Source organism: Bacillus proteolyticus (genome assembly GCF_001884065.1).
Lineage (GTDB): Bacteria > Bacillota > Bacilli > Bacillales > Bacillaceae_G > Bacillus_A > Bacillus_A proteolyticus.
This window is the reverse complement of the sequence record NZ_MACH01000054.1, coordinates 223751-250062: the sequence shown is the minus strand read 5'-3', so window position 1 is coordinate 250062 and position 26312 is coordinate 223751. Positions and strand designations below refer to the sequence as shown.

The 26312-nt window shown below is 36.6% G+C and carries 29 protein-coding genes, 2 riboswitches and 1 other annotated feature; of the genes, 2 read left to right on the top strand and 27 right to left on the bottom strand.

Features of this window, described 5'->3' with window-relative positions:
• Window positions 1-23: 23 nt before the first annotated feature.
• The 12 genes from BAQ49_RS07685 to BAQ49_RS07625 all read right to left on the bottom strand — a co-directional run bounded on the left by BAQ49_RS07685 (window position 24) and on the right by BAQ49_RS07625 (window position 11030).
• On the bottom strand, window positions 24-1379 hold the full coding sequence (locus tag BAQ49_RS07685; RefSeq protein ID WP_071744845.1) for a sodium-dependent transporter: 1356 nt from the start codon (window positions 1377-1379) through the stop codon (window positions 24-26).
• Window positions 1380-1490: 111 nt separating this feature from the next.
• Window positions 1491-1738: a binding site (T-box leader), on the bottom strand.
• A gap of 61 nt (window positions 1739-1799) precedes the next feature.
• Window positions 1800-2417 (bottom strand): NAD(P)-binding protein, encoded by a 618-nt coding sequence (locus BAQ49_RS07675; RefSeq protein WP_071744843.1) that lies wholly within the window; start codon window positions 2415-2417, stop codon window positions 1800-1802.
• Window positions 2392-3144 (bottom strand): sirohydrochlorin chelatase, encoded by a 753-nt coding sequence (locus tag BAQ49_RS07670; protein ID WP_071744842.1) that lies wholly within the window; start codon window positions 3142-3144, stop codon window positions 2392-2394. The genes BAQ49_RS07675 and BAQ49_RS07670 overlap by 26 nt, the downstream gene beginning before the upstream one ends.
• Before the next feature lies 1 nt (window position 3145).
• Complete coding sequence (gene cobA / locus BAQ49_RS07665) at window positions 3146-3922, bottom strand: uroporphyrinogen-III C-methyltransferase (protein WP_071744841.1); 777 nt, start codon at window positions 3920-3922, stop codon at window positions 3146-3148.
• A gap of 85 nt (window positions 3923-4007) precedes the next feature.
• Window positions 4008-4208: a DUF3906 family protein gene (locus BAQ49_RS07660; RefSeq protein ID WP_000366917.1), complete on the bottom strand. Its 201-nt coding sequence runs from the start codon at window positions 4206-4208 to the stop codon at window positions 4008-4010.
• Between the two features lie 11 nt (window positions 4209-4219).
• Window positions 4220-5842: a nitrite/sulfite reductase gene (locus BAQ49_RS07655; protein WP_071744840.1), complete on the bottom strand. Its 1623-nt coding sequence runs from the start codon at window positions 5840-5842 to the stop codon at window positions 4220-4222.
• A gap of 11 nt (window positions 5843-5853) precedes the next feature.
• Entirely contained in the window at window positions 5854-6447 is a 594-nt protein-coding gene (gene cysC, locus BAQ49_RS07650) for an adenylyl-sulfate kinase (protein ID WP_071744839.1), read from the bottom strand.
• 12 nt (window positions 6448-6459) lie between these two features.
• On the bottom strand, window positions 6460-7596 hold the full coding sequence (gene sat, locus BAQ49_RS07645) for a sulfate adenylyltransferase (protein ID WP_071744838.1): 1137 nt from the start codon (window positions 7594-7596) through the stop codon (window positions 6460-6462).
• Between the two features lie 39 nt (window positions 7597-7635).
• A complete protein-coding gene (locus BAQ49_RS07640; RefSeq protein ID WP_071744837.1) occupies window positions 7636-8340 on the bottom strand; it encodes a phosphoadenylyl-sulfate reductase in 705 nt (234 codons plus the stop codon).
• A gap of 87 nt (window positions 8341-8427) precedes the next feature.
• The gene (locus tag BAQ49_RS07635) at window positions 8428-8571 is read right to left on the bottom strand and encodes a YezD family protein (protein ID WP_000116163.1); all 144 of its coding nucleotides are present in this window, start codon (window positions 8569-8571) and stop codon (window positions 8428-8430) included.
• 72 nt (window positions 8572-8643) lie between these two features.
• Window positions 8644-8752: riboswitch (SAM riboswitch) on the bottom strand.
• 111 nt (window positions 8753-8863) lie between these two features.
• Entirely contained in the window at window positions 8864-10180 is a 1317-nt protein-coding gene (lysA, locus tag BAQ49_RS07630) for a diaminopimelate decarboxylase (protein ID WP_071744836.1), read from the bottom strand.
• A gap of 180 nt (window positions 10181-10360) precedes the next feature.
• Window positions 10361-10542: riboswitch (Lysine riboswitch) on the bottom strand.
• Between the two features lie 89 nt (window positions 10543-10631).
• Window positions 10632-11030, bottom strand: coding sequence for a DUF3888 domain-containing protein (locus BAQ49_RS07625; protein ID WP_071744835.1), 399 nt, complete (start codon window positions 11028-11030; stop codon window positions 10632-10634).
• Between the two features lie 259 nt (window positions 11031-11289).
• On the opposite strand from BAQ49_RS07625, the gene BAQ49_RS07620 reads away from it, so the two are divergent.
• The gene (locus tag BAQ49_RS07620; RefSeq protein ID WP_071744834.1) at window positions 11290-13176 is read left to right on the top strand and encodes an LTA synthase family protein; all 1887 of its coding nucleotides are present in this window, start codon (window positions 11290-11292) and stop codon (window positions 13174-13176) included.
• Window positions 13177-13358: 182 nt separating this feature from the next.
• The gene (pssA, locus tag BAQ49_RS07615) at window positions 13359-14060 is read left to right on the top strand and encodes a CDP-diacylglycerol--serine O-phosphatidyltransferase (protein ID WP_002158661.1); all 702 of its coding nucleotides are present in this window, start codon (window positions 13359-13361) and stop codon (window positions 14058-14060) included.
• A gap of 32 nt (window positions 14061-14092) precedes the next feature.
• Here the strand turns inward: pssA and BAQ49_RS07610 are convergent, their stop codons facing one another.
• The 15 genes from BAQ49_RS07610 to leuB form a co-directional block, all read right to left on the bottom strand.
• The gene (locus BAQ49_RS07610) at window positions 14093-15064 is read right to left on the bottom strand and encodes an NAD(P)-dependent oxidoreductase (protein WP_071744833.1); all 972 of its coding nucleotides are present in this window, start codon (window positions 15062-15064) and stop codon (window positions 14093-14095) included.
• A gap of 146 nt (window positions 15065-15210) precedes the next feature.
• The gene (locus tag BAQ49_RS07605) at window positions 15211-15399 is read right to left on the bottom strand and encodes a DUF4025 domain-containing protein (RefSeq protein WP_071744832.1); all 189 of its coding nucleotides are present in this window, start codon (window positions 15397-15399) and stop codon (window positions 15211-15213) included.
• A gap of 68 nt (window positions 15400-15467) precedes the next feature.
• Window positions 15468-16487, bottom strand: a complete 1020-nt coding sequence (locus BAQ49_RS07600) for a histidinol phosphate phosphatase domain-containing protein (RefSeq protein ID WP_071744831.1) — start codon at window positions 16485-16487, stop codon at window positions 15468-15470.
• 13 nt (window positions 16488-16500) lie between these two features.
• Window positions 16501-16824 carry a phosphoribosyl-ATP diphosphatase gene (hisE, locus tag BAQ49_RS07595; protein WP_000389488.1) on the bottom strand — a complete coding sequence of 108 codons (324 nt, stop codon included), beginning with the start codon at window positions 16822-16824 and terminating at the stop codon, window positions 16501-16503.
• An 11-nt stretch (window positions 16825-16835) separates the two neighbouring features.
• Entirely contained in the window at window positions 16836-17141 is a 306-nt protein-coding gene (gene hisI / locus BAQ49_RS07590) for a phosphoribosyl-AMP cyclohydrolase (protein ID WP_071744830.1), read from the bottom strand.
• Window positions 17138-17896, bottom strand: coding sequence for an imidazole glycerol phosphate synthase subunit HisF (gene hisF / locus BAQ49_RS07585; RefSeq protein ID WP_071744829.1), 759 nt, complete (start codon window positions 17894-17896; stop codon window positions 17138-17140). Before hisF ends, hisI begins: the two co-directional genes overlap by 4 nt.
• Window positions 17890-18609 (bottom strand): 1-(5-phosphoribosyl)-5-[(5-phosphoribosylamino)methylideneamino]imidazole-4-carboxamide isomerase, encoded by a 720-nt coding sequence (gene hisA / locus BAQ49_RS07580; protein ID WP_071744828.1) that lies wholly within the window; start codon window positions 18607-18609, stop codon window positions 17890-17892. The genes hisF and hisA overlap by 7 nt, the downstream gene beginning before the upstream one ends.
• Window positions 18582-19211, bottom strand: coding sequence for an imidazole glycerol phosphate synthase subunit HisH (gene hisH, locus BAQ49_RS07575; RefSeq protein WP_071744827.1), 630 nt, complete (start codon window positions 19209-19211; stop codon window positions 18582-18584). The genes hisA and hisH overlap by 28 nt, the downstream gene beginning before the upstream one ends.
• Window positions 19212-19796, bottom strand: a complete 585-nt coding sequence (gene hisB / locus BAQ49_RS07570) for an imidazoleglycerol-phosphate dehydratase HisB (protein WP_071744826.1) — start codon at window positions 19794-19796, stop codon at window positions 19212-19214.
• Window positions 19796-21085, bottom strand: a complete 1290-nt coding sequence (gene hisD / locus BAQ49_RS07565) for a histidinol dehydrogenase (RefSeq protein ID WP_071744825.1) — start codon at window positions 21083-21085, stop codon at window positions 19796-19798. The genes hisB and hisD overlap by 1 nt, the downstream gene beginning before the upstream one ends.
• Window positions 21086-21096: 11 nt before the next feature.
• On the bottom strand, window positions 21097-21732 hold the full coding sequence (hisG, locus tag BAQ49_RS07560; RefSeq protein ID WP_071744824.1) for an ATP phosphoribosyltransferase: 636 nt from the start codon (window positions 21730-21732) through the stop codon (window positions 21097-21099).
• Window positions 21708-22970, bottom strand: coding sequence for an ATP phosphoribosyltransferase regulatory subunit (locus BAQ49_RS07555; RefSeq protein WP_071744823.1), 1263 nt, complete (start codon window positions 22968-22970; stop codon window positions 21708-21710). The genes hisG and BAQ49_RS07555 overlap by 25 nt, the downstream gene beginning before the upstream one ends.
• A gap of 308 nt (window positions 22971-23278) precedes the next feature.
• On the bottom strand, window positions 23279-23860 hold the full coding sequence (gene leuD, locus BAQ49_RS07550; RefSeq protein WP_071744822.1) for a 3-isopropylmalate dehydratase small subunit: 582 nt from the start codon (window positions 23858-23860) through the stop codon (window positions 23279-23281).
• Window positions 23838-25232: a 3-isopropylmalate dehydratase large subunit gene (gene leuC / locus BAQ49_RS07545; protein ID WP_071744821.1), complete on the bottom strand. Its 1395-nt coding sequence runs from the start codon at window positions 25230-25232 to the stop codon at window positions 23838-23840. Before leuC ends, leuD begins: the two co-directional genes overlap by 23 nt.
• Window positions 25232-26296, bottom strand: coding sequence for a 3-isopropylmalate dehydrogenase (leuB, locus tag BAQ49_RS07540; RefSeq protein WP_071744820.1), 1065 nt, complete (start codon window positions 26294-26296; stop codon window positions 25232-25234). Before leuB ends, leuC begins: the two co-directional genes overlap by 1 nt.
• Window positions 26297-26312 lie beyond the last annotated feature (16 nt).

The following is a 26312-nucleotide window of genomic DNA, read 5'->3' as shown; positions in this document are numbered from 1 at the left end:
ACGGAGAAATCTCCGTCTTTTTATTATGCAAACGTTTTAAATACGCCTATCGCATTTAAAAATACGATAATTACAGTTACCGGAATAACATAACGAAGTAAGAAGAACCAAATGTTAAATAATGTTTTTCCTTTCGTTTCCGTAACTTCTAATTCTTTCATTAATAACTCTTTACTCATTTTATTTGGTACGAATAGCGAAATGGCTAGTACTCCTAATGGCAGTAACACATTACTGACCGAAAAATCGACGAAATCAAAGAATGTCTTACCAAATATTTTCACATCACTCATAATTCCAAACGATAACGCTGATGGAATTCCAACTGCAAAAATAAGAATACCAATTAATAACGAAGCTGATGGACGCTTCTTCTCATTATCTTTCGCAACAGATGCTACTACAATTTCTAGCATTGAAATCGCAGATGTTAAAGTCGCAAAGAAGAATAATACTAAAAACATAATGAAGAAAAATTGTCCAAATGGAATTTTTGCAAAGACAGCAGGAAGAACGATAAACAGTAGCCCTGGTCCTTCTGTCGGTTTAACTCCTAATGCGAAAATCGCTGGGAAAATCGCTAATCCTGCAAGTACTGTAATAAATACAGTTAAACTTACAATAGATGTTGCTGATTTAGCTAAATGCTCTTCTTTCTTTAAATACGAACTATACGTTACCATTACCGAGGCACCTACCGTTAGTGAGAAGAAAGATTGTCCCATCGCATATAAAATCGTATCTGCTGTGAGCTTTGAAAAATCTGGTTTTAAGAAGAATTCTACCCCAGCCATAGCGCCATCAAGCGTTAAGGCACGAATAATGATAGCAATAAATAAAATGAATAATAGCGGCATCATGTACTTACTTGCTTTTTCTATGCCTTTTTCCACACCTTTACTAACAACAAAAATGGTACAAAGCATAAAGATGAATTGTGCTCCAATAGCACTTGCTGGATTTGAAATTGTTTCACCAAACAATTGCCCATAATCGACTACACCGTTCCAGAAACTACCTGTGACACTATAGTATAAATAAAGTAAAATCCATCCGCCTACAACACTATAAAAAGATAGTACGCTAAAACAAGTAACAACTCCCATACGACCAATCCAAGGATATAACTTACTATTTGGTACTAATATTTTATAAGCTGTAACCGCCTCTTTTTGGGTACTACGTCCGATAACAAATTCAGCTATAAGGAGAGGCATACCAATAAATACAGTTAATAGTAAGAATACAAGGAAGAATGCGCCTCCCCCGCCATTACCTGCAACATATGGAAATTTCCATATTGCCCCAAGACCTACTGCGGCTCCGGCTGCTGCGAGTACAAAGCCTATTTTCGACGTCCATTGCTGTGTTTCTTTCATTATAATTTCTCCTTTTCTGAATATTTAAACTTTTACTAATTATACACTTTCATTTCATACTCGCACACCTCCTTTAGAAAATAAAAAAGTCCCCTACACGCAAATATGCATGTAGAGGACGATATATGTAATATAAATACCGTGGTACCACCTCAATTGGATTGATAAATCCCACTTGTTCAAGTACAGGAAAACTCCGATACTCTATCCTTTTAACGGCGGAACCCGGGTTGCCTACTACAATGTTCAGCATACCTCTCGCAAGCCCATTCTGTATATTTTATCGTACCGGGCTCACACCTTACCCCAGCTCTCTGAACGCCTCAAATATACGTACTCTTCTTGCTCATCGATTTCATCTATTGAAGTTACTTGTGATTATAAATTATATTTTTACATTTGTAAAGCACAATTCACTCACTATCCTACATGAAGTTCCCTCTCTAATTCTTGTAAAAAAATTTCTCTTTTTTGTTCATTTTGAACATATACCGACTTTAATACTTCTTGCAATAATATATTTTTCTTCCTTTTCTCTACTTGCAATTCTTTCACTTTTATTCTAACTTCATATAAAAAATCAAGATATGATTCATAGGTCTCATCATATTTATTTGCAATATCATCACGAATTTTTTTTGCAAGTTTCGGACTAGCCCCTCCAGTAGAAACAGCTACATTAAGTAGTCCACGATGAATTGCCGCCGGAAAATGAACATTTCCACTTTCCGGATTCGTAATAACATTTATCAATTGATTTGCCGAGGCATCTTCAGCAATTTGTTCATTTAGTACCGAATCGCTAGTCGCTGCGACTACTAAAAAAGCATCGTCGATATCACTTTTCTCATACTCCCTTTGATACCAACGAATTTGCTTTTCTTCTACAAGTTTTACTAAATTCGCATCTAATTCTGTACTTATCACAATTATATCCGCACCTTGTTTTAGTAAGGGAACAATTTTAAACCCTGCTACTTTCCCTCCGCCAATGACAACCACACGTTTCTTATCAACTCGCACTGTAAGTGGATACATATTGTTCTCCCTTCAGTATTTCCTCTGTTTTCTGAATTAACATCTCTCGAAACGCCACATTCTTCCCTAAATATGGACTTATTTTTATCTCTTCCGACTCATATTGACACACTTCTTTCTCAACATGTTTCATAAGTAAGCCTGTAAATAATAAGTAAGGTAACACAACAATGTTCCGTTCTTTTTGTTCTACAATTTCTTTCAACTTCTCATCAAACTTCGGCTCTGCAGCTGCTAAATAACAAACTTCCACCTCTTTAATGTTCTCTTCTTTTTGAAATAAAGAAGAGATCCAATTTATGTCTTGTAAAGTTTCCGGATCACTACTCCCTCTTGCAACAAGCAAAAGTGTTACTTCTTCTTCATAGTCTTTAATGCCACTTCCGTTATATACCGCTTTTACAAGCACTTCTGATACACCAAATGGATTACCATACACTATTTTGATATCCGGATATTCCTCGTTTAATTTTCGCAATTCAAGCGGAATATCTTTCTTTACATGCCCTGCCGCTAATAAAAAAACAGGAATAGCGACAATCTCTGTAGCACCACGCTTCACACATGTACGAAATCCTTCTTCAATAGAAGGACTCGCTAACTCAAAAAAACAAACTTCTTGAATATTTGCCTCTACACGATTCATACATGACGTAATAAATGCAACCGCTTCTTCTTTTGCTGCTTTCAAACGGCTTCCATGACATATATATAAGACAGCCTTCATTTTACAATACTCCGCTTACTGGATATGCATTTTCCGCTTGTTTCTCAAACCAATGTATCTTTTCTCTAAAACGGACAACTTCTCCAATAACAATCATACTTGGATTTTGAATCTGTTCTTTTTTAGCTACTTCTACTATCGTTCCTAACGTCCCTGTAACTGTACGTTGCATAGATGTCGTCCCCCGCTCAATAATAGCAGCAGGTGTACTCTTTTCTTTTCCGTACTTTATAAGTTGTTCACATATATAAGGTAAATTACTAACCCCCATATAGACCGCTAATGTATCCACACCTTTCGCTAAATTTTCCCACTTCACTTCCTCTTCAGCATCTTCTTTCCGATGCCCTGTCACAATAGCAAAACTTGCACTTGCATCGCGGTGTGTTACTGGAATTCCAGCGTAAGCAGGAGCAGCTATACCAGCTGAAATACCAGGAATAATTTCAAATGGGATACTTTGCTTCGCTAACGCTTCAGCTTCTTCTCCACCTCTTCCAAATACAAATGGATCTCCGCCCTTTAGCCTCGTTACAACTTTTCCTTTTTTCGCGTATTTAATAAGAAACGTGTTAATCGTCTCTTGCTTCATCGTGTGATAATTTGGCAGTTTTCCACAATAAATTAAATCAGCTTCAGACTTTGCGTATGAAAGCAACTCTTTATTTACAAGACGGTCGTATAAAATAACGTCTGCTTTCTCAATACATTTCAACCCTTTCACAGTAATTAAATCTGGATCACCAGGACCTGCTCCAACGATATAAACCTTCCCCATCATCTCTCCTCATTTCTACTATTAAAGTGAAACTTCCATCCTTATATACGAATGGAAGTTTTCATTATTTCATATTACCTGTTCCCTACTCATGAATAACAAATGCCGCACCTTTTCGAATCTTCTTTTTTTCAAATAGAGAAATTTCCTTTACTTCTGGCAGCGGTAAAAAATGCTTTTCAAGCTCCATCTCCGCGAGCTTAAATGCCTGTTCTTCACTTTGAGCAACGACAACAATTGGAACAATACTATTTACTAATACAGCTTCAAATCGATATAAGTCCATATTGCCCCCTCCTAAGATGCTATTACTTCTTCTAATACGTTATTTAGTACAATTTGTAATTCTTCCACTCCAACACGTCCGACGAAATCATAAAACGTTTCGGCTAGTAGTTTATTCTTTTGGAAATAATTCAAAAATGATACGAGGACATCAGGCAAATTTTCTCCATCTATTTTCCCTTTTAACTTTTCGTTATATGCTCCTCCGTCTAATAGCGTTCCGCCTACATATATTTCAAATGCCTCAACAATTCCTTTTTCCTTCGTTTTCATTTTTACTCCTTGCAAACCAATATCAGCAATTTGACGTTGACCACATGAATTCGGGCATCCTACCATATGAATTCGAACCGGAACATCGAGTGCGATTTGTGTATCTAAGTATTCGGCGATTTTACGCAATCTTTCTTTCGTTTCTACTAGTGCAAGATTGCAATACTCAATGCCAGTACATGAAACCGCATGACCGATAAACGATTTCGGATTTGCTGAAATTGCTTCAAACAACGGTTCACTTAATAATCCTGCAACATTTTTTGGCGGAACATTCGGAATAATGAAGTTTTGTGAGTTACAAGTACGAATTTGCCCGTTTCCATATTGCTTTGCAATTCTAGCAATCTCAAACATTTCTTCTGCATGTAAACGCCCTACCGGTACATTAAAACCGACATATTTTAATCCTTCTTGTTTTTGATCTTGGACGCCATAAAAGTATCCTGCATTCCATCCTTTGAGTGCACTTTCCCCTTTGCTTTGCAATGGTCCTGTATACTCTATTAATTTCTCTTTAAATTTCTCCGCACCCCAGTCAGCAACAAGAAATTTCAAACGGGCTAAATGACGTTTTTCACGATATCCAAAATCACGGAATATAGTAGCAATTGCAATCGCTACCGCCTTCACTTCTTCTGGTAAAACGAACACATCTAATTCATCAGCTAAATATGGACGGGCTGATAATCCCCCACCTACTTTTATATGAAAACCAACTTTTTTCTCACCATCTATCTCTTTCGTAGCAGGTGTAAATGCAACACAGTTAATCTCTGCGTTTGCTGAGTTATAAATGTTAGAACTAATAGACATTTTAAATTTACGTGGTAAGTTAGAAAACTCTTCATTATGTTGGAAATAGTCATATACTTCTTTCACAATTTGCGTTGTATCAAATAGTTCATTCGCATCAATGCCAGCAAGTGGATTCCCTGTAATATTACGCGTTATATCACCACACGCCCCTGCTGAAGATAACCCCACTCTTGCTAATCGTTTGAAAATATCTGGAATTTTCCCAATTTCTAACCAGTGAAACTGAATCGCCTGTCTTGTCGTAATATCTATTACATCACGCCCATAATCCTCAGCGATAGAAGCAAGCACTTCTGCCTGTGCATTCGTAATAATCCCCGAAGGAATATTTACACGCATCATAAAATAGCCAGCTTCTTTCGGTCTTTGTAAATACAATCCCGCCCATTTAAAAGCGTCCCACTCTTCTTTCGGAATAGATTCAAATCCATTCTCCGCATAGTAAGGAATATCATTAAATATTTCTAATCCGTCTTTCTCTAATTTCTTTTTCTCTGTTTGATTTAATTTTTCATTATTAGCCCACACTTTTTCATAACTCATCTTTTATCCCCCTATATGAAACTACGCTCTTGTAAGTACTTCACAATTTGTTCTGCACATTCTTCAATAGAATACTTGTGCGTTTCTACAATTAATTCCGCTCGTTCTGGTTCCTCATACGGTGAATCAATTCCCGTAAACTCTTTAATATCACCTTTTCTCGCCTTTTTATAAAGTCCTTTCGGATCACGTTTCTCGCACTCTTCAATTGGACATTTTACAAACACTTCTATAAACTCATCTGCAGCTAATAGATCTCTTACTTGTTTTCGGTCTACTCGAAACGGTGAAATAAACGCTGTAAGAACAACAGTACCTTGATCTACAAATAGCTTCGCCACTTCACCAATACGTCTTATATTTTCCATGCGATCACTTTCAGAAAAACCTAAATCTTTATTTAAACCTTGGCGAATATTATCCCCATCTAGCACATAATTTCCGATATTCTTTTCAAACAGTTTACGAGCAACCGCATTCGCTACTGTAGATTTACCTGAAGCTGATAAACCAGTAAACCAAACTACAAAGCTGTGATGCCCATTCTTCACTCTTCTCTCATCTTTTGAAACAGAAGCTGTATGCCAAGTAGTATTCGTATCCATCTCATTCTCTCCCTATTCTGTTACTACTTCTTTTTTCAAACCTTTAATTAGCACTTCCACTACTTCTTTACGACTAAATGTACTTGGCGGAATCTCACCATTTCTTAACATTTCTCTTACTTTTGTACCTGATAAAATGACACGGTCCTCTTTTCCGTGCGGACACGTTTTCGTTGAAGCCATCGCTTCACATCTAGTACAGTAAAAACTATGTTCAAAAAATAGTGGCGTAATTCCTAACTCTTCTAATGTAAAGTTCGTAAAAATTTCTTGTGCTTCATATGTTCCGTAATAATCTCCTACCCCAGCATGATCGCGCCCTACAATAAAGTGGGTACATCCAAAATTCTTTCTTACTAATGCATGAAATATCGCTTCTCTCGGTCCTGCGTAACGCATCGCTGCAGGGAATACACCTAAAAAGACACGATTTTCCGGATAATAGTTTTGAAGTAATACTTCGTAGCTTTCCATCCTTACATCCGCAGGAATATCATCTGACTTCGTTTCCCCAACAAGTGGATTTAAAAAGAGACCGTCTACAATTTCAAGAGCTGACTTTTGAATATATTCATGAGCACGATGTACCGGGTTTCTCGTTTGAAATCCGACTACTGTTTTCCAACCACGTTTTTTAAATTCTTCTCTCGTTTCAATTGGATCTAAATGATAAGAAGGAAATGGATTATTCCCAAAACGTTTTGTAAGAATAATAGCTCCTCCTACGTAAACATTTGGTCGTTCATATAATTTTTTTACTCCCGGATGATCCTCATCCGTCGTTTTATATACAAGTAACGCCTCTTTTTCTTTATCAGGTACAAAAATATCTTCTATTTGAATGACACCATATACATTCCCATCGTTAACAAGTTTTACTTCCTCTCCTACTTTCAGTCTCTCTGCTACTTCTTCTGTTACTGGTAATGTAATTGGTATACTCCACACGCTACCATTTGCTAAACGGAGCGTTTCTACGACTGAATCATAATCCCTCTTCCCTAAAAATCCCGTAAGTGGACTATATCCTCCTATCGCCAGAAGTTCTAAATCACTAAGCGCGATTTTGTCTAGCTCAATTTCTTTTACAATGTTCGATATGTCATATGTTTCATCAATACGGTTTACTAATTCATTTGTTGTACTCATCTTTTTATATCCCTTCTTAGCTTTATTTCAAAATCTACCTTATTGAAAATGAAGGCCACACTCTGTCTTCATTTTCCCCGCCCATCTACCATCTCTTGAGTCACCACCATCTCCTACAGGTAACGTACATTTTTCACACCCAATACTTGGATAGCCAATATCATGCAATGGATTATATGGCAAACTATGTTTGTATACATATCGCCACACTTCTTTCCACGTCCAATGAATAAGTGGACAAACTTTAATAGATTGAAAGCGATGATCTTGATTTATAAAATTTGTATGCTTACGTGTTTCTGATTGTTCCCTTCTTAAGCCCGATATCCACGCTTTTTCCGCTGCTAATGATTTTTCTAACGGTAATATTTTTCTAATTTTACAACAGAGGTTCGGATTACTTTCCCATAAATTCTCTCCATGGATCTTCGCCTGTTCTTCAAGTGTTAACTCTGGCTGTTTTTCTATAATATTTAATGAAGGAAATCGCTCTCGCACTTTTTGAATTAATTCATACGTTTCTTGAAAGTGAACATTTGTATCCAAAAATACAACTTTAGCAGATGGATTTACTTGGTTTATAAGATGCAGTAATACCATACCTTCTAATCCAAAGCTACATGCGTATACGATTTCATCTTTATATTCTTTATAAGCCCAACTTAATACGGATAGCGCGCCTTTCGTTTCATCTTCTTCTGAAAATGAAACACCATTTTCTTTCCACGTTTCATACGTCAACATGTTTTTTTCCCCCTGTAAAAGCAAAAAGACGGTTTTAACCTAATAAAATAGGTTAAAACCGCCTCTAGTTTTTCTAGTCAGCGCTTTTTACTTTAAACGTACTTTTTCACTTTTCTCTAATTGAATTACTTTTCCATCTTGCACAACAATTGTAATTGAGCCATATTTCATATCAGCAAGCATCGCTTGAATTTTCTCAGATACTTCCTCAAAATGTTCCCGTACGCTCACGCGAACAGCCCCCCTTTTTATTCATAAAAAAAATCTTTCCCATTTCGAAAAGACTGTTCGGTAATATATTTTACCTTATCTTTCAAAATGGATTCCATTTTGCTGGATTTAGCACCTTGCTTTCTATAAGCAGGTTGCCGAGCTTCGCCGGGCCAGTTCCCTCCGCTTCTCTTGATAAGCTTTGTATTTGTATTTTATCACAATTCTGTTTTTTTTCAATCCTAGTTTTCCGATATATTTTAATTATTTTATAAAAAAGGAATTGCCCCTCAGAACAACTCCTTTTCCCTACCTAAACAAGCTCTTTAATACGTATGCGATCGTTCCCAATAATATTTTCATACGTTTCACGCTCTACAACGATTTGTGATGTTCCGCCTTTTGCAAAGACGACAGCTGGTCTACGAATACGATTATAATTATTCGCCATCGAGTACCCATATGCCCCCGTACAAGAAATTGCTAGTAAATCAGAAGAAGCAACTTGCGGTAAGTTAATATCCCAAATCAGCATATCTCCACTTTCACAGCATTTCCCAGCAATCGAAACGAGTTCCTCATTCTCATCATTCCCTCGATTCGCTAACATTGCTTCATAACGAGCGTTATATAAAGCTGGTCTTAAATTATCTGTCATCCCACCATCGACTGAAACATATTTCCGAATACCAGGAATCTCTTTCACCGATCCGACTGTATAAATTGTTGTTCCAGCATCACCTACGATACTACGACCTGGTTCAATCCATATTTCTGGAAGCGGGTATTCACATACTGTAAACTGCTCTCTTATCGTACTCGTTACAGCCTCCACATATGTTTCAAGTGTTAACGGTGTATCAGACTCCGTATAACGTATACCGAAACCTCCACCTACATTCAATACTTTCACTACATAGTTTGTTCGCTCTCTCACTTCTTCTAAAAATTGACGTAGTACTTTAATTGCTCGAACAAAACCAGCCGTTTCGAATATTTGTGATCCGATGTGCGAGTGAATTCCTAGCACATTATAATTTGATTTTTGCAAAGCTAGCTCAATTGCTTGCATCGCTTGACCATTTGAAACACCAAATCCAAATTTCGAATCCTCTTGACCTGTTGTTATATATTCGTGTGTATGTGCCTCTACTCCTGGCGTTACACGGATTAATATGTTCACAAACTTTCCATGTTGCACTGCTAAATCATGCAAAATTTCTAATTCCAAGAAATTATCTACGACAAAACAACCAATATTCGCCTGAAGAGCCATCACGATCTCTTCTTCTGTTTTATTATTGCCGTGAAAATGAATGCGCGATGCTGGAAATCCTGCTTGAAGCGCAGTATATAATTCTCCTCCAGAAACAACATCTAATGACATATTCTCTTCACGAGCTACTCGGCACATCTCCATGCACAAGAACGCCTTGCTTGCATATGCTACTTGATAAGAGAAACCACTTTCTTTAAAAGCACGATGAAACGCGCGGCACTTTCCTCGAATAGACTCTTCATCGTATACATAAAGTGGTGTTCCGTATTGTTTTGCTAGCTGCGTCGTATCGCACCCACCAATTTCTAAGTGTCCTTGCCCATTGATTCGGCTTGTGCCGTGTAAATACATTTGAATTCCTCCCTTATTTCCTCTAAAACTCATAACCCCAATCTTCTATTCATTGCAGCACGCTTTTAGATAGACAAAAAACGCGCGGAACAATGTTCACACGCGTTTCTTATTAGGAAAAATATATATTGAAAAAATAAACGAGTTGTTATCTTCTCAAAATAAGAAACCGCATCAACATCTCCAAATAGCTCTCCATAAAATAAATCTTATGACAGTACTACATTTATTCAATGCAGTCCCAATATATGAATAAGATGGTTATTCTTATATTTCGGCAATAGTCCCTTTCAAACTATGATCACAGATTCCATTAAATCTCCCATAGCTTACTCTTTCCTATCGCGGCCTCTACCTTTGAGAGTAGATGAGGTAAGTCTATTTAATTTTCAAACATCTAATTGTTGCTATTAACAATACCAAAGGAACATTTTATTTGTCAAACAATTTTTTAAATTGTTTTTTTACAGTTTAATTTCGTTTCATCCGGTAAGCGCTTTATAGATATTTTTGTAACAGTCCATTCTCCTTCTTCATTGTTAAATGTCATACTTATCTTCTCAAATGGAGGAAGTACTTTACCACCTATTCCTGATTCATATTTCGTTATTTCAATTACTGCTTGAAATAAATATGTACCGCTATAAAGTTTTTTTAAACTAATAATTTTAGGACAATCAAACGGTTTTAATTTTCCATATTGCTTCTCAATCGCTTCATTTATTTTTGGAAATAACACAGAATAAAGAGCATCTTCCATGAGCGGTGCATCATATTGTGCTACTGATACACTCGGTGAAGAAAAAAGCATAAAACTAATGCATACTATTAGATATAATAATTTTCGCATCATAACCTCCGTACCATTGCGATACTTTCTATGTTTAACGAATGATAATAATCATACATAGAAATTCCATTTTATTGTCTCCCACTTCGCTTTTTCTACTCAATTGTTGCAAAAAAAGCCCACAACCCGCTTTTATTTTCGTATAATGATACTCATAGTATAATAATCATAATAATAAAGGACTGTTCGTATATATAAAGTGAAGCGCTATTCAAAGGGACTCACAAGAACTGTCATGCTTTTAAGAGAGGAGTATATTATGCTACAACGTCTGTTTCCAAAATTACGATTTGCACTAGTTGCAGTCGTTTTATTATGGATAAAAACATATATTGTGTACAAGCTAGCATTTGATATTAGAATTGATAACTTCTTTGAAGAATTTATGCTTTTTATTAACCCACTAGCTTCGTTACTTTTATTTTTTGGTTTCGCTTTACTTGCATCTAAGTACCGAAACCGAATTATTATTGTAATTAGTTTTATACTGTCATTTATTTTATTTGGAAATGCAATGTTTTACGGGTTCTATAACGATTTTGTTACTTTCCCTGTTTTATTCCAAACAAATAATATGGCTGACTTAGGAACGAGCATTAAAGAACTATTTACGTATAAAACATTACTTTTATTTGCAGATGCAATTATTTTAATGTTTATTTCACGTAAATTCCCATCATTCTGTGACAAGACGCCGCTTTCTCGCTCTGAGAAGCGAACTTTCTTTAGCGGTGTAACAGCATTATTAGCACTACAAATTGTTGTTTCAGTTATATATAAACCACAAATGTTCTCACGCTCATTTGATCGTCAAACTGTCGTGAAAAATTTAGGGTTATACACATATCATCTATTTGATATTACCCTTCAATCTAAGTCTTCAGCCGAGCGTGTATTTGCAAGTGGAGACGGGTTCTCTGAAATTAAAAACTATACAGACTCAAAAGATAAACAAGTTGATAAAAACTTATTTGGAGCTGCAAAGGGTAAAAATGTAATTTTAATTTCAATGGAATCTACACAAAGTTTTGTTATTAATAAAAAGATAAATGGAAAAGAAATTACTCCATTTTTAAATGAGTTTATTAAAGATAGTTTCTATTTTGATAACTTCTATCATCAAACGGGACAAGGTAAAACTTCTGATGCTGAATTTATCGTTGAAAACTCACTTTATCCGTTAGACCGTGGTTCTGTATTCTTCACTCATGCAACGAATGAATATACAGCTACACCAGAACAATTAAAGAAATACGGATATTCTTCTGCTGTCTTCCATTCAAACGATAAAACGTTTTGGAATCGTGATGTAATGTACCCTGCACTTGGATATGATCGTTACTTTAATTTAAATGATTACGTAGGCACGGAGCAAATGTCTGTCGGTTGGGGATTAAAAGATAAAGAGTTCTTTGAACAATCTATTCCAAAGCTAAAATCTTTACCACAACCGTTCTATACAAAATTTATTACTTTAACAAACCATTTTCCATTTCTTCTAAATCCAGAAGATCAATATGTTGATGAGTTTAATTCGGAAAGCGGCGTTCTAAATCGCTATTTCCCAACGGTCCGCTACACGGATGAAGCTCTCAAATTATTCATTAACCAATTAAAAGAAGAAGGACTTTACGACAATTCTGTTATTGTCATTTATGGAGATCACTACGGCATTTCCGAAAACCATAATGCATCTATGGCTCAGTTCCTTGGGAAAGACGCTATTACACCGTTTGATTCTATGCAATTGCAGCGCGTCCCTCTTATTATTCATGTACCTGGTCAAGAAGGAAAAGTTATTTCTAAAGTATCAGGACAAATTGATATTAAACCGACGCTTCTTCATTTACTTGGTATTAAAACAAATCAATCAGTTGAATTTGGAACTGACTTATTTATAAAAGAAAAAGACCCTCTCATGGTAATGCGCGATGGTAGTTTTGTAACAGAGGATTATGTGTACACAAAAAATATGTGCTACAAAAAAAGCTCCGGTGAAGAGGCAGATGTAGCGCTATGTCAGCCGTATATTGAAAAAGCAAAAACAGATTTAAAACTATCCGACAAACTGATCTATGGAGATTTATTACGATTCGATCCTAATAATCGATATAAAACTGGAACGATGATAACAAAATTTGAATAATGTAAGAAGCAACTTTATGAAAAGTTGCTTCTTTTTTTACTTATACTTCAATCTTGTCCTCTATGAAATCTTTCACAAATTGGGAATTTCTTTCGTATGAGGAAGAAATTTATGGTATGATAAAATAAGTAAACTTTCATACACTAATTAAGAATTTATAACAGAAAGCAAGGGATCAGATTTTGTATAGAGCAGCTATTCCAAACTTATTTACGCTCGGAAATTTATATAGCGGATTCTTGTCAATTGGCTATGCATCTTTAGGATATTATAAATCAGCTGCTATTTTAGTACTTATCGGGATGATGTTAGATAGTCTTGATGGTCGTGTTGCTCGTTTATTACGCGTTGATTCACAAATGGGAAAAGAGCTTGATTCACTCGCAGATGTTGTAACATTTGGCGCAGCACCTGCTGTTTTAATGTATTACACATCTTTTTCCAACTACGGAATCATTGGACTATACATAGCGGGATTATTCCCACTGTTCGGAGCATATCGCTTAGCACGATTTAATGTAACACCATCTTCTACTTCTATGAAATATTTCACTGGAGTTCCGATTACTGCAGCAGGAGGGCTTGTCGCTTTCCTAACATTATTTTCAAATACCATTCCAAAAATCGTTCTTATTACAGTATTTGTAACGTTCGCATTTTTAATGGTGAGCCGAATTCGCATCCCAAGTTTAAAGGATGTACCAATTCCACGATATAGCATCATTATTACACTATTTTTAGTTGGAAGCATTATCACAATGTACCAAACAGGTTTTGGTAATTTTTCTGTTTTCTTATTCATTGCCATTCCACTATATATTTTGTATATGCTATCTCAATTCCTTAGACAAAGACCTTCTAAAAAAGCAAATAAAGAAAAATAAAAAGAAACCTTCCGAAATTGGAAGGTTTCTTTTTATTTTGTAACTAATAATTTTTGATTTACAGGTGTTACAGGTTCTTCATCGTTTAATACAGCTAAAATATTTCTCACTGCCATTTCAGCCATCGCATCACGAGTTTCGAATGTTGCATTTCCTACATGAGGAGCAAGTACTACATTCTTTAATCCTTTTAGCTCTTCTGTAATTTTCGGTTCAAATTCAAATACGTCAAGAGCTGCACCTTCAATTTCATTCGTTTTTAGTGCATGAGCAAGTGCTGATTCGTGCATAATTGGTCCACGTGAAGCATTTATAATATATGCTGTTTTCTTCATCATTTTAAACTGTTCTTCATCAATCATATGATGTAATTTCGGATTATAAGCACAGTTAATTGTAATAAAGTCTGCTGTTTGTAATAATTCTTCCAATGTTACATATGTTGCTCCCAGTTCACTTTCCGCTTCAGGCTTACGATTTGGCCCCGTATATAAAATATCCATTCCAAATGCTTTCGCACGCTTTGCAACTGCCTTCCCAATTTCTCCAAGGCCAATAATTCCGATTGTCTTACCGTGTACTTCGCGGCCCAAGAAGAATAACGGTGCCCATCCGTTAAATCCAGTTGTACGACATAACGTATCACCTTCAGGAATTCTACGTGCAGCTGCTAACAGAAGTGCAAATGTTAATTCTGCTGTCGCTTCAGTTGATACTTTCGGTGTATTCGACACTGCAATTCCTTTTTCTCCTGCATAAGTGAAATCAATATTATCGTAACCAGCACCGTAGTTTGCAACAATCTTTAAATGAGGTGCCGCATCAATAACTTCTTTCGTCACCTTTGTAGAAAGTAAGCTTAACAATGCATCTTTATCTTTTACACGCTCTGTTAATTCATCTAAAGAAATTAATTCTTCTTTATCATACATTTCTACATCATGATCCTTTAATAGTTCTAATCCGATTTCTGGAATTTTCCCTGCTACTAATATTTTCGCCACTACTAACACCTCTTCTATGCAAAATAAGATATCTCTTATATTTCATTGTAAGAAATCCACATATAAAAACCAAGGAATTTGATTATAGTTTTGAAAATCTTCATTTTTTCACATAAGAAAAGAGGAGATTCATCTCTCCTCTCTTCTTACGCCTTCTCTTGCGATTCTTTTCCAAGCTTCGCATCAATTGTTCCTTCTGCAACTGTATCGCTAATTTGTTCCTCGATAACTGAGTTAGCTGTATTATTCGTTTCAGAAGTATAAGCTTGATCTATCACTTGATCTGTCACTTGATCTGTCGCTTGTACGTTTTGTTTATTTTGTTGTTTCACCATTTTTCACCCTCCTTTTCATTCTTTCTTATTTTGAACAAAAAGGGTGGTTTTCATCAAAAAATCGTGTTTTATTTTGAAATTGTTACTTCTTCTTCAAGTTGTCTCATTACTCTTACTCGTTTCGAAAATGTTGCGATTTGAGTAATACCGTGAGTCCGTAATGTTTGCACATTTTCTTTTACGTATTTCCCTAGATCATTCGGATAATGAGCATCCGAAGAAATCGTAATTGGAACTCCATATTTAGCTAACACTTGTAAATATAGTGGACTTGGACACATTTCACGAACAGGATAGCGATAGTACAATCCTGCATTTACTTCTGTTGCGGTATTCGTTTCTACTAGCGCACGCGCAATTTCCTTATAATAAAAAAGCTGTTCATTCTCATCTAACCGATAATTAAATACTTTTATGTTATCAAGATGAGCTATTATATCAAAGAGCTCAGAACGAACCGCACTTTCAACTGTAGCGAAAAACGTATGATATAAAGTATGTAAATCATGCTTACCAAAATACTCTTTCGCATCTGGATTATCAAATCCCCACCCCTCTATAAAATGGACTGAACCGATTACATAATCAAAGTCTCCTAATGCTAGTAACTCTTTTAGCTCTTGTTCGCCGCCGATAAAATAATCCGCTTCAATTCCAAGTTTGAGCGTTACCCCTCGTTTACTCCATCGCTCTTTTGCCTCTTCAATCGCCTTTGTAAAATCATAAAGAGACGTTACTCTTACTTGGTCTAGCCATTCCTTCTGTAAACGACCGAGTTTTGAATCACTAATATCTACATATTTTTCATAATATCCTTTCGCCTCGTGAAATCGATATAAATGATCGACAATGCCAACTTCCTTTATCCCTTTTCGCAACGCCTCTTCTAAATATAAATCAATCCATTTCGCTGTAAATGGGCCTTCCTTCACACGTTTTTGCAGGCGTTCTTGTGCTTTCATAAGCCATCCTATTGAATGTTTATCTTCTTTAAGCGGTTCATAATATTGTAGTGCATCATTTATTTTAGCAAGCCAACCTATTGAATAAGGTCCTTCTTCTAAATGAAGGTGATAGTCCACTTTCATCCATATTCCCTCCTTATAATGTATCTATTTCTTTTCGATCTCCTACTCTCGAAAGCTTTCCATTTCTTTCTTTCACTTCTTGCATGACATCTTCTAACGAAATATTTTTTTCAGCTAATAGAACAAAACAGTGATAGAACACATCAACCATTTCTTTTACTAGTTCTTCTTTATCATTATTTTTAGACGCGATAATTACTTCGGTGCACTCCTCACCAATTTTCTTTAAAATTTTATCTTCACCTTTTGAAAATAAATAATTCGTATATGATTCAGAGAGTGGATTTTTCTTTCGTTCTTCAATTGTTTCAAATAATAACTTAAGGATATCTTCCATATGTACCCCCCCTATATAATTTTATAGTGAAAACACGTTTTTTCTCCCGTATGGCAAGCAGGCCCTATTTGCTTTACGACAACAACGATTGAATCTTGATCACAGTCTAAATAAAGTGACTGAACATATTGAACATTACCTGATGTTTCTCCTTTATTCCACAACGATTGTCTCGAGCGGGAATAGAACCATGTTTTTTTCGTTTCCAACGTCTTTTCATACGCTTCTTCATTCATATAAGCTAGCATTAAAACTTCTTTCGTATCTTCCTCGATAACAACAGCTGGTATCAACCCATTTGAAAAGTTAGGTTTCATAACCGCACCTCAACGTTTGCTTCTCTTAATTTCCTCTTCACATCCTGTACAGTTGCCTCGCCATAGTGAAAGATTGATGCTGCCAATGCTGCGTCAACAGTTGTCTTTTGAAAGACTTCTATAATGTGATCCGAATGACCACACCCTCCAGATGCGATGACTGGGACGGAAACACTTTTTGAAATTGCTTCTGTTAACCGAAGATCATATCCATTTTTTGTTCCATCTGCATCCATACTCGTTAGTAAAATTTCTCCTGCCCCTAGCTGGACAACATGCTTCGCCCATTCGATTGCATCCATCCCTGTATCGACTCTTCCGCCGTTCACGTATACATTCCATTTATCTTCCTCTACTTTTCTAGCATCAATTGCTACAACAATACATTGTGAGCCAAAATGTTCTGCACCTTCCTGGATTAACTTCGGACTTCTCACTGCCGCTGAGTTTATTGAAACTTTATCTGCTCCAGCTCTTAGTAAATTGTACATATCTTTCAAACTTAAAATCCCTCCTCCAACTGTAAGAGGAATAAATACTTTCGAAGCTGTTTGTTCTACAACATCTATAATCGTTTTTCGCCCTTCATGCGTCGCATTAATATCTAAAAATACGATTTCATCTGCTCCCGCATCATTATATAAAGCTGCTATTTCAACAGGATCACCGACGTCTTGTAACCCTATAAAATTCACACCCTTTACGACTCGCCCTCCTTTTACATCTAGACATGGAATAATTCGTTTCGTTAACATAGCTTCGTCACCTGTAACACTTCTTCTAAATCAATCGTTTTCTCGTAAAGTGCCTTTCCAATTATGACGCCATATATATTCATGTCATTTAATTTTTTCACATCTTGAATAGATGCTACTCCTCCAGAAGCAATGAGACGAATGCCTACGCTTTTTTGTAATAACTCTAATTGCTCAAAATTTGGCCCTGCCAGCGTCCCGTCTTTCGAAATGTCTGTAAACACAATCGTTTGAACACCTAAATTCTCCATTTGCTTTGCTAAAACAATGTAAGAAATTTCAGACATATCAAGCCAGCCTCTCGTTGCTACAAAACCATTTTTCGCGTCAATTCCAACTATGATTTTCTCTTTGTATAGACGAACTGCTTCTTCTAAAAATGCCTTATCATAAAGAGCAGCTGTTCCTAAAATTACTTTTTTTACACCGACTAACAATAACTTCTCTACTGCCGCAAGTGATCGAACTCCTCCTCCAACTTGCACAGGAATACGTACCGCCCTGCATATCCTTTCAATTACGGACAAATTTACTGACTCCCCAGCAATTGCACCATCTAAATCAACAATGTGTAGTATTTTCGCTCCAAACTTTTCAAATATGAGCGCTTGCGCAACCGGGTCTTCATTCATTACTGTTTCCTTACTAAATTCCCCTTGATAAAGTCTAACGCATCGACCTTCTTTTAAATCGATAGCTGGGAAGATTTCCATGCTTCTACCACCCCTTTGAAATTTTTCAACATTTGCATTCCAATGTCACCACTTTTTTCAGGATGAAACTGTGCGCCATATATATTTCCTTTTGCTACAAAACCAGGTACTTGCACTCCATACTCACTTGACCCATACACAATTTCATTTGGACAATCTGCATAATAAGAGTGGACATAGTATACGAAAGAACCGTCCTCTACTCCATTCCAAAGCGATATTTCTCCATCTTTCTTTAATTCATTCCACCCCATATGTGGAATTTTATAAGGAACTTTTAACTTTCTAATGACACCTGGCAATAAATTTAATCCGTTACAGTCTTGTAGCTCCTCACTTTTTTCAAATAAAAGCTGCATTCCTAAGCAAATGCCCAAAAGTGGTTTTCCCGAACTCCCAAATTCTTTTAGCACACATACTAAATCTTTTTCTTCTAAAACGTCCATTGCTTTCGGAAATGCGCCTACTCCCGGTAAAATAACGCCATCACTTCTCAATATTTCTTCTTTATCATCCGTTACGATGTGCTCTGCTCCAATATATTTTAATGCTTGTTCCACACTGCGAATATTCCCCATTCCATAATCTATAATAGCAATCAATTACAACATCCCTTTCGTTGAATTTACACCAGTAATGTTGGCATTTCTTTCGACTGCTTCTCTAAGCGCTCGACCAAACGCTTTAAATAGAGCTTCAATTTTGTGATGTGTATTGCTCCCGTATAAAATGCGAGCATGTAACGTAATATTTGCTGCATGGGCAACTGCTCTAAAAAATTCTTCCGTTAATTCCGTGTCAAAATCTCCTAGTTTCGGATTTGTTAATTCACCTTGAAATACAATATATGAGCGTCCGCTTATATCAATCGCGACAAATCCTAACGATTCATCCATCGGTACATACGCTGAACCGTAGCGGTTAATCCCCTCTTTATTTTGCAACGCTTCTTTCAAGCAATTTCCGAGTACAATTCCAACATCTTCAATTGTATGATGCGCATCAACGAATACATCGCCTTCCGCCTCCACTTGCAAACCGAATCTTCCATGCCTTGCAAATAAAGTTAACATATGATCAAAAAATCCAACTCCCGTTTGCACAGAAACATTCTTGCTTTCATCAAGCTGCAAACTTAATTTTATTTTTGTTTCTGTCGTTTCACGTATTTGACTGGACTCACGCATTATTCTTCCTCCTCAAATCTTATTTGAATTGCTCTCGCATGCGCATGTAACCCTTCTTTATTTGCAAGTTCTACAATATGATGTTGTACATCTCTTAACGCTTCCTCCGTATAAGATAGAAAGCTTGATTTTTTCACGAAATCATCAACTGATAACGGTGAGAAAAACTTTGCCGTTCCACTTGTCGGTAACACATGATTCGGTCCTGCTAAATAATCACCGAGCGGTTCCGGTGCATATGGTCCAAGAAAAATAGATCCTGCATGTTTCACATACGCTAGAGCATTCATCGGCTCTTTTATATGTAACTCTAAATGTTCTGGAGCGATTTCATTCGATAACTTTAGTGCCTCATCTAAAGAAGGAACGATAAAGATGGCTCCATTTCTATTTATCGATTCACGTGCGATTTCACTTCTTGGTAATGTCGCTAGCTGTCTTTCTATCTCTCTTTCTACTTCTTTCGCTAACTCTATACTCGTTGTAATGCAAATTGCTGTTGCTCTCTCGTCATGCTCCGCTTGTGATAATAAATCAGCAGCAATATATTTTGCATTGCCGGTTTCATCAGCAATAACTACAATTTCTGATGGTCCAGCAATCATATCGATATTTACTATTCCGTATACTTCTCGTTTCGCTAGAGCGACGTACAAATTTCCTGGTCCAACTATTTTATCCACTTTCGGAATCGATTCCGTCCCGTATGCTAAAGCAGCAATTGCTTGCGCACCACCTATCGTATAAATTTCATCTACTCCTGCAAGGCTTGCAGCAACTAAAATATGTGGATCAATTCCTCCTTGATTCGGCGGCGTCACCATTACAATTTTTTCCACGCCTGCGATTTTTGCTGGCAATACATTCATTAATACTGACGAAGGATACGAAGCAGTTCCGCCTGGCACATATACCCCTACATTTTCTAAAGGCCGAATGATTTGTCCTCTAATGATGCCCTCACTCGTGCAATCGAACATCGATTGTCTTTTTTGCTTTTCATGATACGAAATAATATTTTTCTTTGCCTCTTTTAACGCATCTAAAAATGAATTCTCTACAAACCTACTCGCTTGTTTTATTTCTTCCTCACTTACACGAAACTCTTTAACCTCCACACCATCGAACTTTTTTGTATAGAAAGATACAGCCTCATCTTTACTCTCCCTTACATTTTGAACGATTTCGTTTACACTTCTTTGAACAGTTCCTTCTATTATATTAGCGTTTTCTCGTAGCAACTTTATTTTCGATAACGCAACTTGGAAATCCTCACAAACTATCTCCATTACAAGCCCCCCTATTTTCCTGACAAAATTTCTTGCTCCATCATATTTATAATACTGAATATTTCGTCTTTTTTAGTTTTTAATGCAGCCTTATTTACAATCATTCGAGCAGATATAGAACACATTTCCTCAAATACAATGAGTCCATTTTCTTGTAATGTTTTTCCTGTTTCAACAATATCAACAATCGCATCTGCCAATCCAAGAATAGGAGCGATTTCTACAGAACCTTCTATTTTTATAATCTCTACATCCTCCCCTTTATCATGAAAATAGTTAGAAGTAATATGTGGATATTTCGTAGCAATGCGTTTCTTCCGGTAACTCTTCGGATTATAAGTAGGAATAGAAGCAACACAAAACTTACACACGCCTACTCCTAAATCCAACATTTCATAAACATCTTTCTCGTTTTCCATTAAAATATCTTTTCCAACGACCCCAATATCAGCTACTCCATGTTCTACATAAGTAGCAACATCTACTGCTTTCACTAAAATAAATGAGATATCTGTATTTCTACTTTGAAAGACAAGCTTTCGTCCTTTATTTTTGAGCTCCGAACAATCAATTCCAATCTGCTCAAACAATGGAATCACATGCTTCTCTAATCTTCCTTTCGTTAACGCAATTTGAATGTTACGCATGAAGTTTCTCCTTCTTTCTGGAATACCCATTTCTCTTTCCATACATATTCCACTAATGATTCGTTCTTTGCCTCTACGACCGTTACTATTTTATTTTTTCTAGCAAATTGAAAGGTGTCGTTTAAATTAGGGAATAAAGATAGCTCTACTTTTTTCCCATCCTTTTGAAGTGAATTTCGTAATCTTTCCGCTTCTGCTAATCTATTTAACTCATAATGAATCATAATATCTATTTTCTTTCGTTCATATGGTTCTTGCTGCTCTTGCAGCGCCTTCACAATTTGATTGACTTGCACCGCGAGTCCAACAGCCGGTAGCATCTCTCCAAAATTCCCAATTAACTCATCATATCTTCCTCCACTAACAATTTCTTCTCCAATTTCATATATATACCCTTTGAAAATAACACCTGTATAATAATCCAAATGTTGAATCATACCTAAATCAATTGAGATGTAAGATCCATAGCCTAGTTTTTCAATCGCTTCATATATTTCTTTCACTCTGGCAATCGCCATTTTCATTTCATTACTTGAGGCGAGTTTTTCTGCTTCCTCAATAACTTCTAAATTTCCAAATAGCCTTGGCAATTTCTCAAGTAATCTTACTGTTTCATCACATCGATCTAATTTTTTTTCTCTAATAAAATTTGATAGAGCAGCATAATTTTTACTTTCAATATATGTTCTAAGCACACTCTCTTCTTCATCACAAATGGAGAGTTTTTTTACAATACATTTATATAACTGTACTTGCCCAATCTCAATTGTAAAAGATTGCACCTTTAACTTTTGAAGTGCCTGAATAACACTTATTACGCATTCAATTTCAGCTCTTACATTATCAATCCCGATAATTTCAATACCACTTTGTACGATTTCATTATATTTTCCAGAATGGGACTCATTCGCCCGAAATACATTCCCGCTATACGTCAGTTTAAGCGGAGTATCCCAGCTCTGCGTTCCCATCACTCTCGCTAAAGGAATTGTCATATCTGGGCGTAACACGATAATCCGTCCCTTTTCATCAAAAAATTTATACATCTTTTCCTCATCTATCGGCCTGCTTCGAAATGCAAAAACATCATAAAATTCTATTGTCGGTGTCCTTATTTCTTCATAACCTCGCTCTAAAAAAGTACGCCTTAATTTTTGTTCTACTTCTTCAATTAACGTACATTCTTCGAATAAATAGTCTCTCGTTCCATTTGGGTTTGCACGTTTCCATTTTGTCATCTAAATTCTCACACCTTTCCCTTTCTAATGTATGCCTATTTCATTCACCTAAACCGAAAATAAAAAGAGCCTTGTAGACAAAATACCTACAAGGCTCTTTAGTAGAGTGTAGGTACAACGGGAATAACCCTTGTACCTACACGTTTTCACGCTAGGTTCAAGGGTTTTATGTATGATGATGTAGTTGTGTAAGCATTTTAATAGATTGCACGATATTCATAATACTTACTCCCTTTCTACTCTGATTTTTACATAGTATATAACACTTAATTCTGAATGTAAATACATTTTAAAAATTCCGTTATTTCTTAATATAAAGCTACTTTCCTTTCATACTCTCCAATTTCTTGTTCATATTGCATCGTAATACTAATTTCGTCTAGACCATTTAATAATTTCTCTTTCCACATTTTCTCGATTGTAAAATGAAACCTGTGCGTACTCGTTGTAATTACTTCATTCTCTAAATCTACTTCTATTTGTTCTCTCGCATCAGTTTTGGCAAGTTGTTCTCGCATTACTTTATCCATTACAATTGGTAACATACCATTTTTCATACAATTCATATAAAAAATATCTGCAAACCCTCCGGCGATAATAACGCGGAAACCATAATCAGCAAGCGCCCACGGAGCATGTTCTCTTGAAGAACCGCACCCAAAATTATCACCTGTAATTAATATACTTGCCCCTTTTCTTTCTGGAGCATTAAGAGGGAAATTAGGATTTTCATGACGCTCATTATCGTAACGCCACTCATCAAATAAATACTGTCCAAATCCCGTCCTTTCAATTCTCTTTAAATATTGCTTCGGAATAATTTGATCTGTATCAATGTTGTCATTCATAAGTACTGCGGCAGTACCTTTATGAATACGAAATGGCTCCATCGTAACTCTCCTTTCTAATATCAACAAAATGACCATATAACGCAGCTGCTGCTGCCATTGCTGGGCTAACTAAATGCGTTCTTGCTCCTTTTCCTTGTCTTCCTTCAAAGTTACGATTTGAAGTAGATGCACAATGTTCTCCTTCCGGCACTTGATCCGGATTCATTCCAAGACACATTGAACATCCAGGCTCTCTCCATTCAAACCCCGCTTCTTCAAATATGCGATGTAATCCTTTTTGCATTGCTGCTTCTCTTACCTTTTTAGACCCAGGAACAACGAGGGCTCGCACACCGTCTTTTACCTTTTTCCCCTTTACAACAGATGCGGCAATTTCTAAATCAGATAGCCTGGAATTTGTACAAGATCCTATGAAAACATGCTGAACTGGAATTTCAAAAGTGCTTTGTCCAGGACTCAATCCCATATACGAAAATGCTCTTTCATCATTTTCATCACGCTTTTCTGGTAATTTTTCATCAATGCGAACACCCATACTAGGATTTGTTCCCCAAGTAACATACGGTGCTAAATCCGTAACGTCTATCGAAATATGCAAATCATAAATTGCATCTGAATCTGTATAAAGCTCCGACCATTTTTCCGTAAAAGTTCCATAGTCTTTCGGTGCATATTTACGCCCTTTTACATAAAAAAATGTTTTTTCATCTGGTGCAATGATACCAGCTTTCGCTCCTCCTTCAATTGCCATATTGCAAAGTGTCATTCTCTCTTCCATTTCCATAGCATGAATCGTCTCACCGTAAAATTCCATTACATATCCGGTTCCAACTGCTACGCCGTACTTTGAAAGGAGATGTAAAATAATATCTTTTGCATAAACACCTTTCTGTAACTTTCCTTTTAATTCAATACCCATCGCTTTCGGTTTTCGTTGCCACAGCGTTTGCGTTGCTAATACATGCTCTACTTCACTCGTACCAATGCCAAATGCTAACGCTCCGAAAGCACCGTGGGTTGCTGTATGACTATCACCGCAAACAATCGTTTTCCCTGGCTGCGTGAGTCCAAGTTCTGGTCCTATAACATGGACAATCCCTTGCTCTTCATCACCAATATCAGCTAATGACACTTGAAATTGTTTGCAGTTCTCACGAAGTGTATCCAATTGCTGCTTCGCAATACGATCGGTAATATTCCAAACATCTTTCGTTGGAATATTATGATCCATCGTTGCAAATGTTAATTCTGGTCTCCGAACAGTTCTATTTGTAAGCCGCAAGCCTTCAAAGGCTTGCGGTGACGTTACTTCATGAACGAGATGAAGATCGATATATAATAAATCCAATCCATTTTCGTTTGTCGCAACTACATGTCTCTCCCAAAGCTTATCTAGTAATCTTTTCCCCATTATCTTCCTCTCCCTACTAGCGCTTGCTCTTCCATCTCTTGAATAACTGCCTTCGTAAATGAAGTTGTCGTCTCATCTCCCCCAATGTCTGCTGTATATTTTCCCGATTGAAGAACTGCAGATATTGCGGATTCAATTGCAGACCCTTCTCTCATTAATCCAAATGATTGTCCAAGCATCATTGCAACAGAACGCATCATCGCAATTGGGTTCGCCTTATTTCTCCCCGCAATATCCGGTGCTGATCCGTGAATAGGCTCGTATAACGAAGGACCATTTTCAGCGTGGCTTGCTGATGGAAGCATTCCTAACGATCCCGCTAATACAGAAGCCTCGTCACTTAAAATATCACCAAATAAATTTTCTGTTACGATAACGTCAAATCGACCTGGATTACGAATTAATTCCATAGCAGCTGCATCGACTAGAATATGCTCTAATTCAACATTTGGATAGCGAAGAGCTACTTCTTCCGTAACAGTTCGCCATAATTTACTAGACTCTAAAACATTCGCCTTATCAATAGACGTAACTTTTTTCTTCCGTTTGCTCGCTAATTGAAAAGCATACGAGACGATACGTTCAATTTCATGACGATGATAAGTAAGAGTATCTGTTGCCACTTCTTCTGTTCGTTCTTTCGGATAAGAAAAATAAATGCCACCTGTTAATTCACGAACAACAACGAAATCAATTTCATCAGCGTTTTTTAATGGCGATAAATGTGCAGTTGCGCTTTCTACCGTTACAGGTCGAACATTCGCAAATACACCAAGTCCTTTCCTTAAAGCTAATAATCCTTTCTCTGGCCTTTCTTTCGCACCATCCCACCGTGGGCCACCAACCGCTCCAAGTAAAACCGCATCACTTGCTAAACAAGCGGCAAGTGTTCGCTGCGGTAATGGTTGCCCAGTTACGTCAATAGCACTCCCACCAAAGTACTCATCTTGTAAATGAAAATGATGTCCATATAGCCTCTCTACCATATGCAATACTTCCTTCGCACTTTCCATAATTTCCGGACCAACACCATCACCAGCTAAACAAACAATACGTTTTTCCAACTTAAGCACCCCTTCA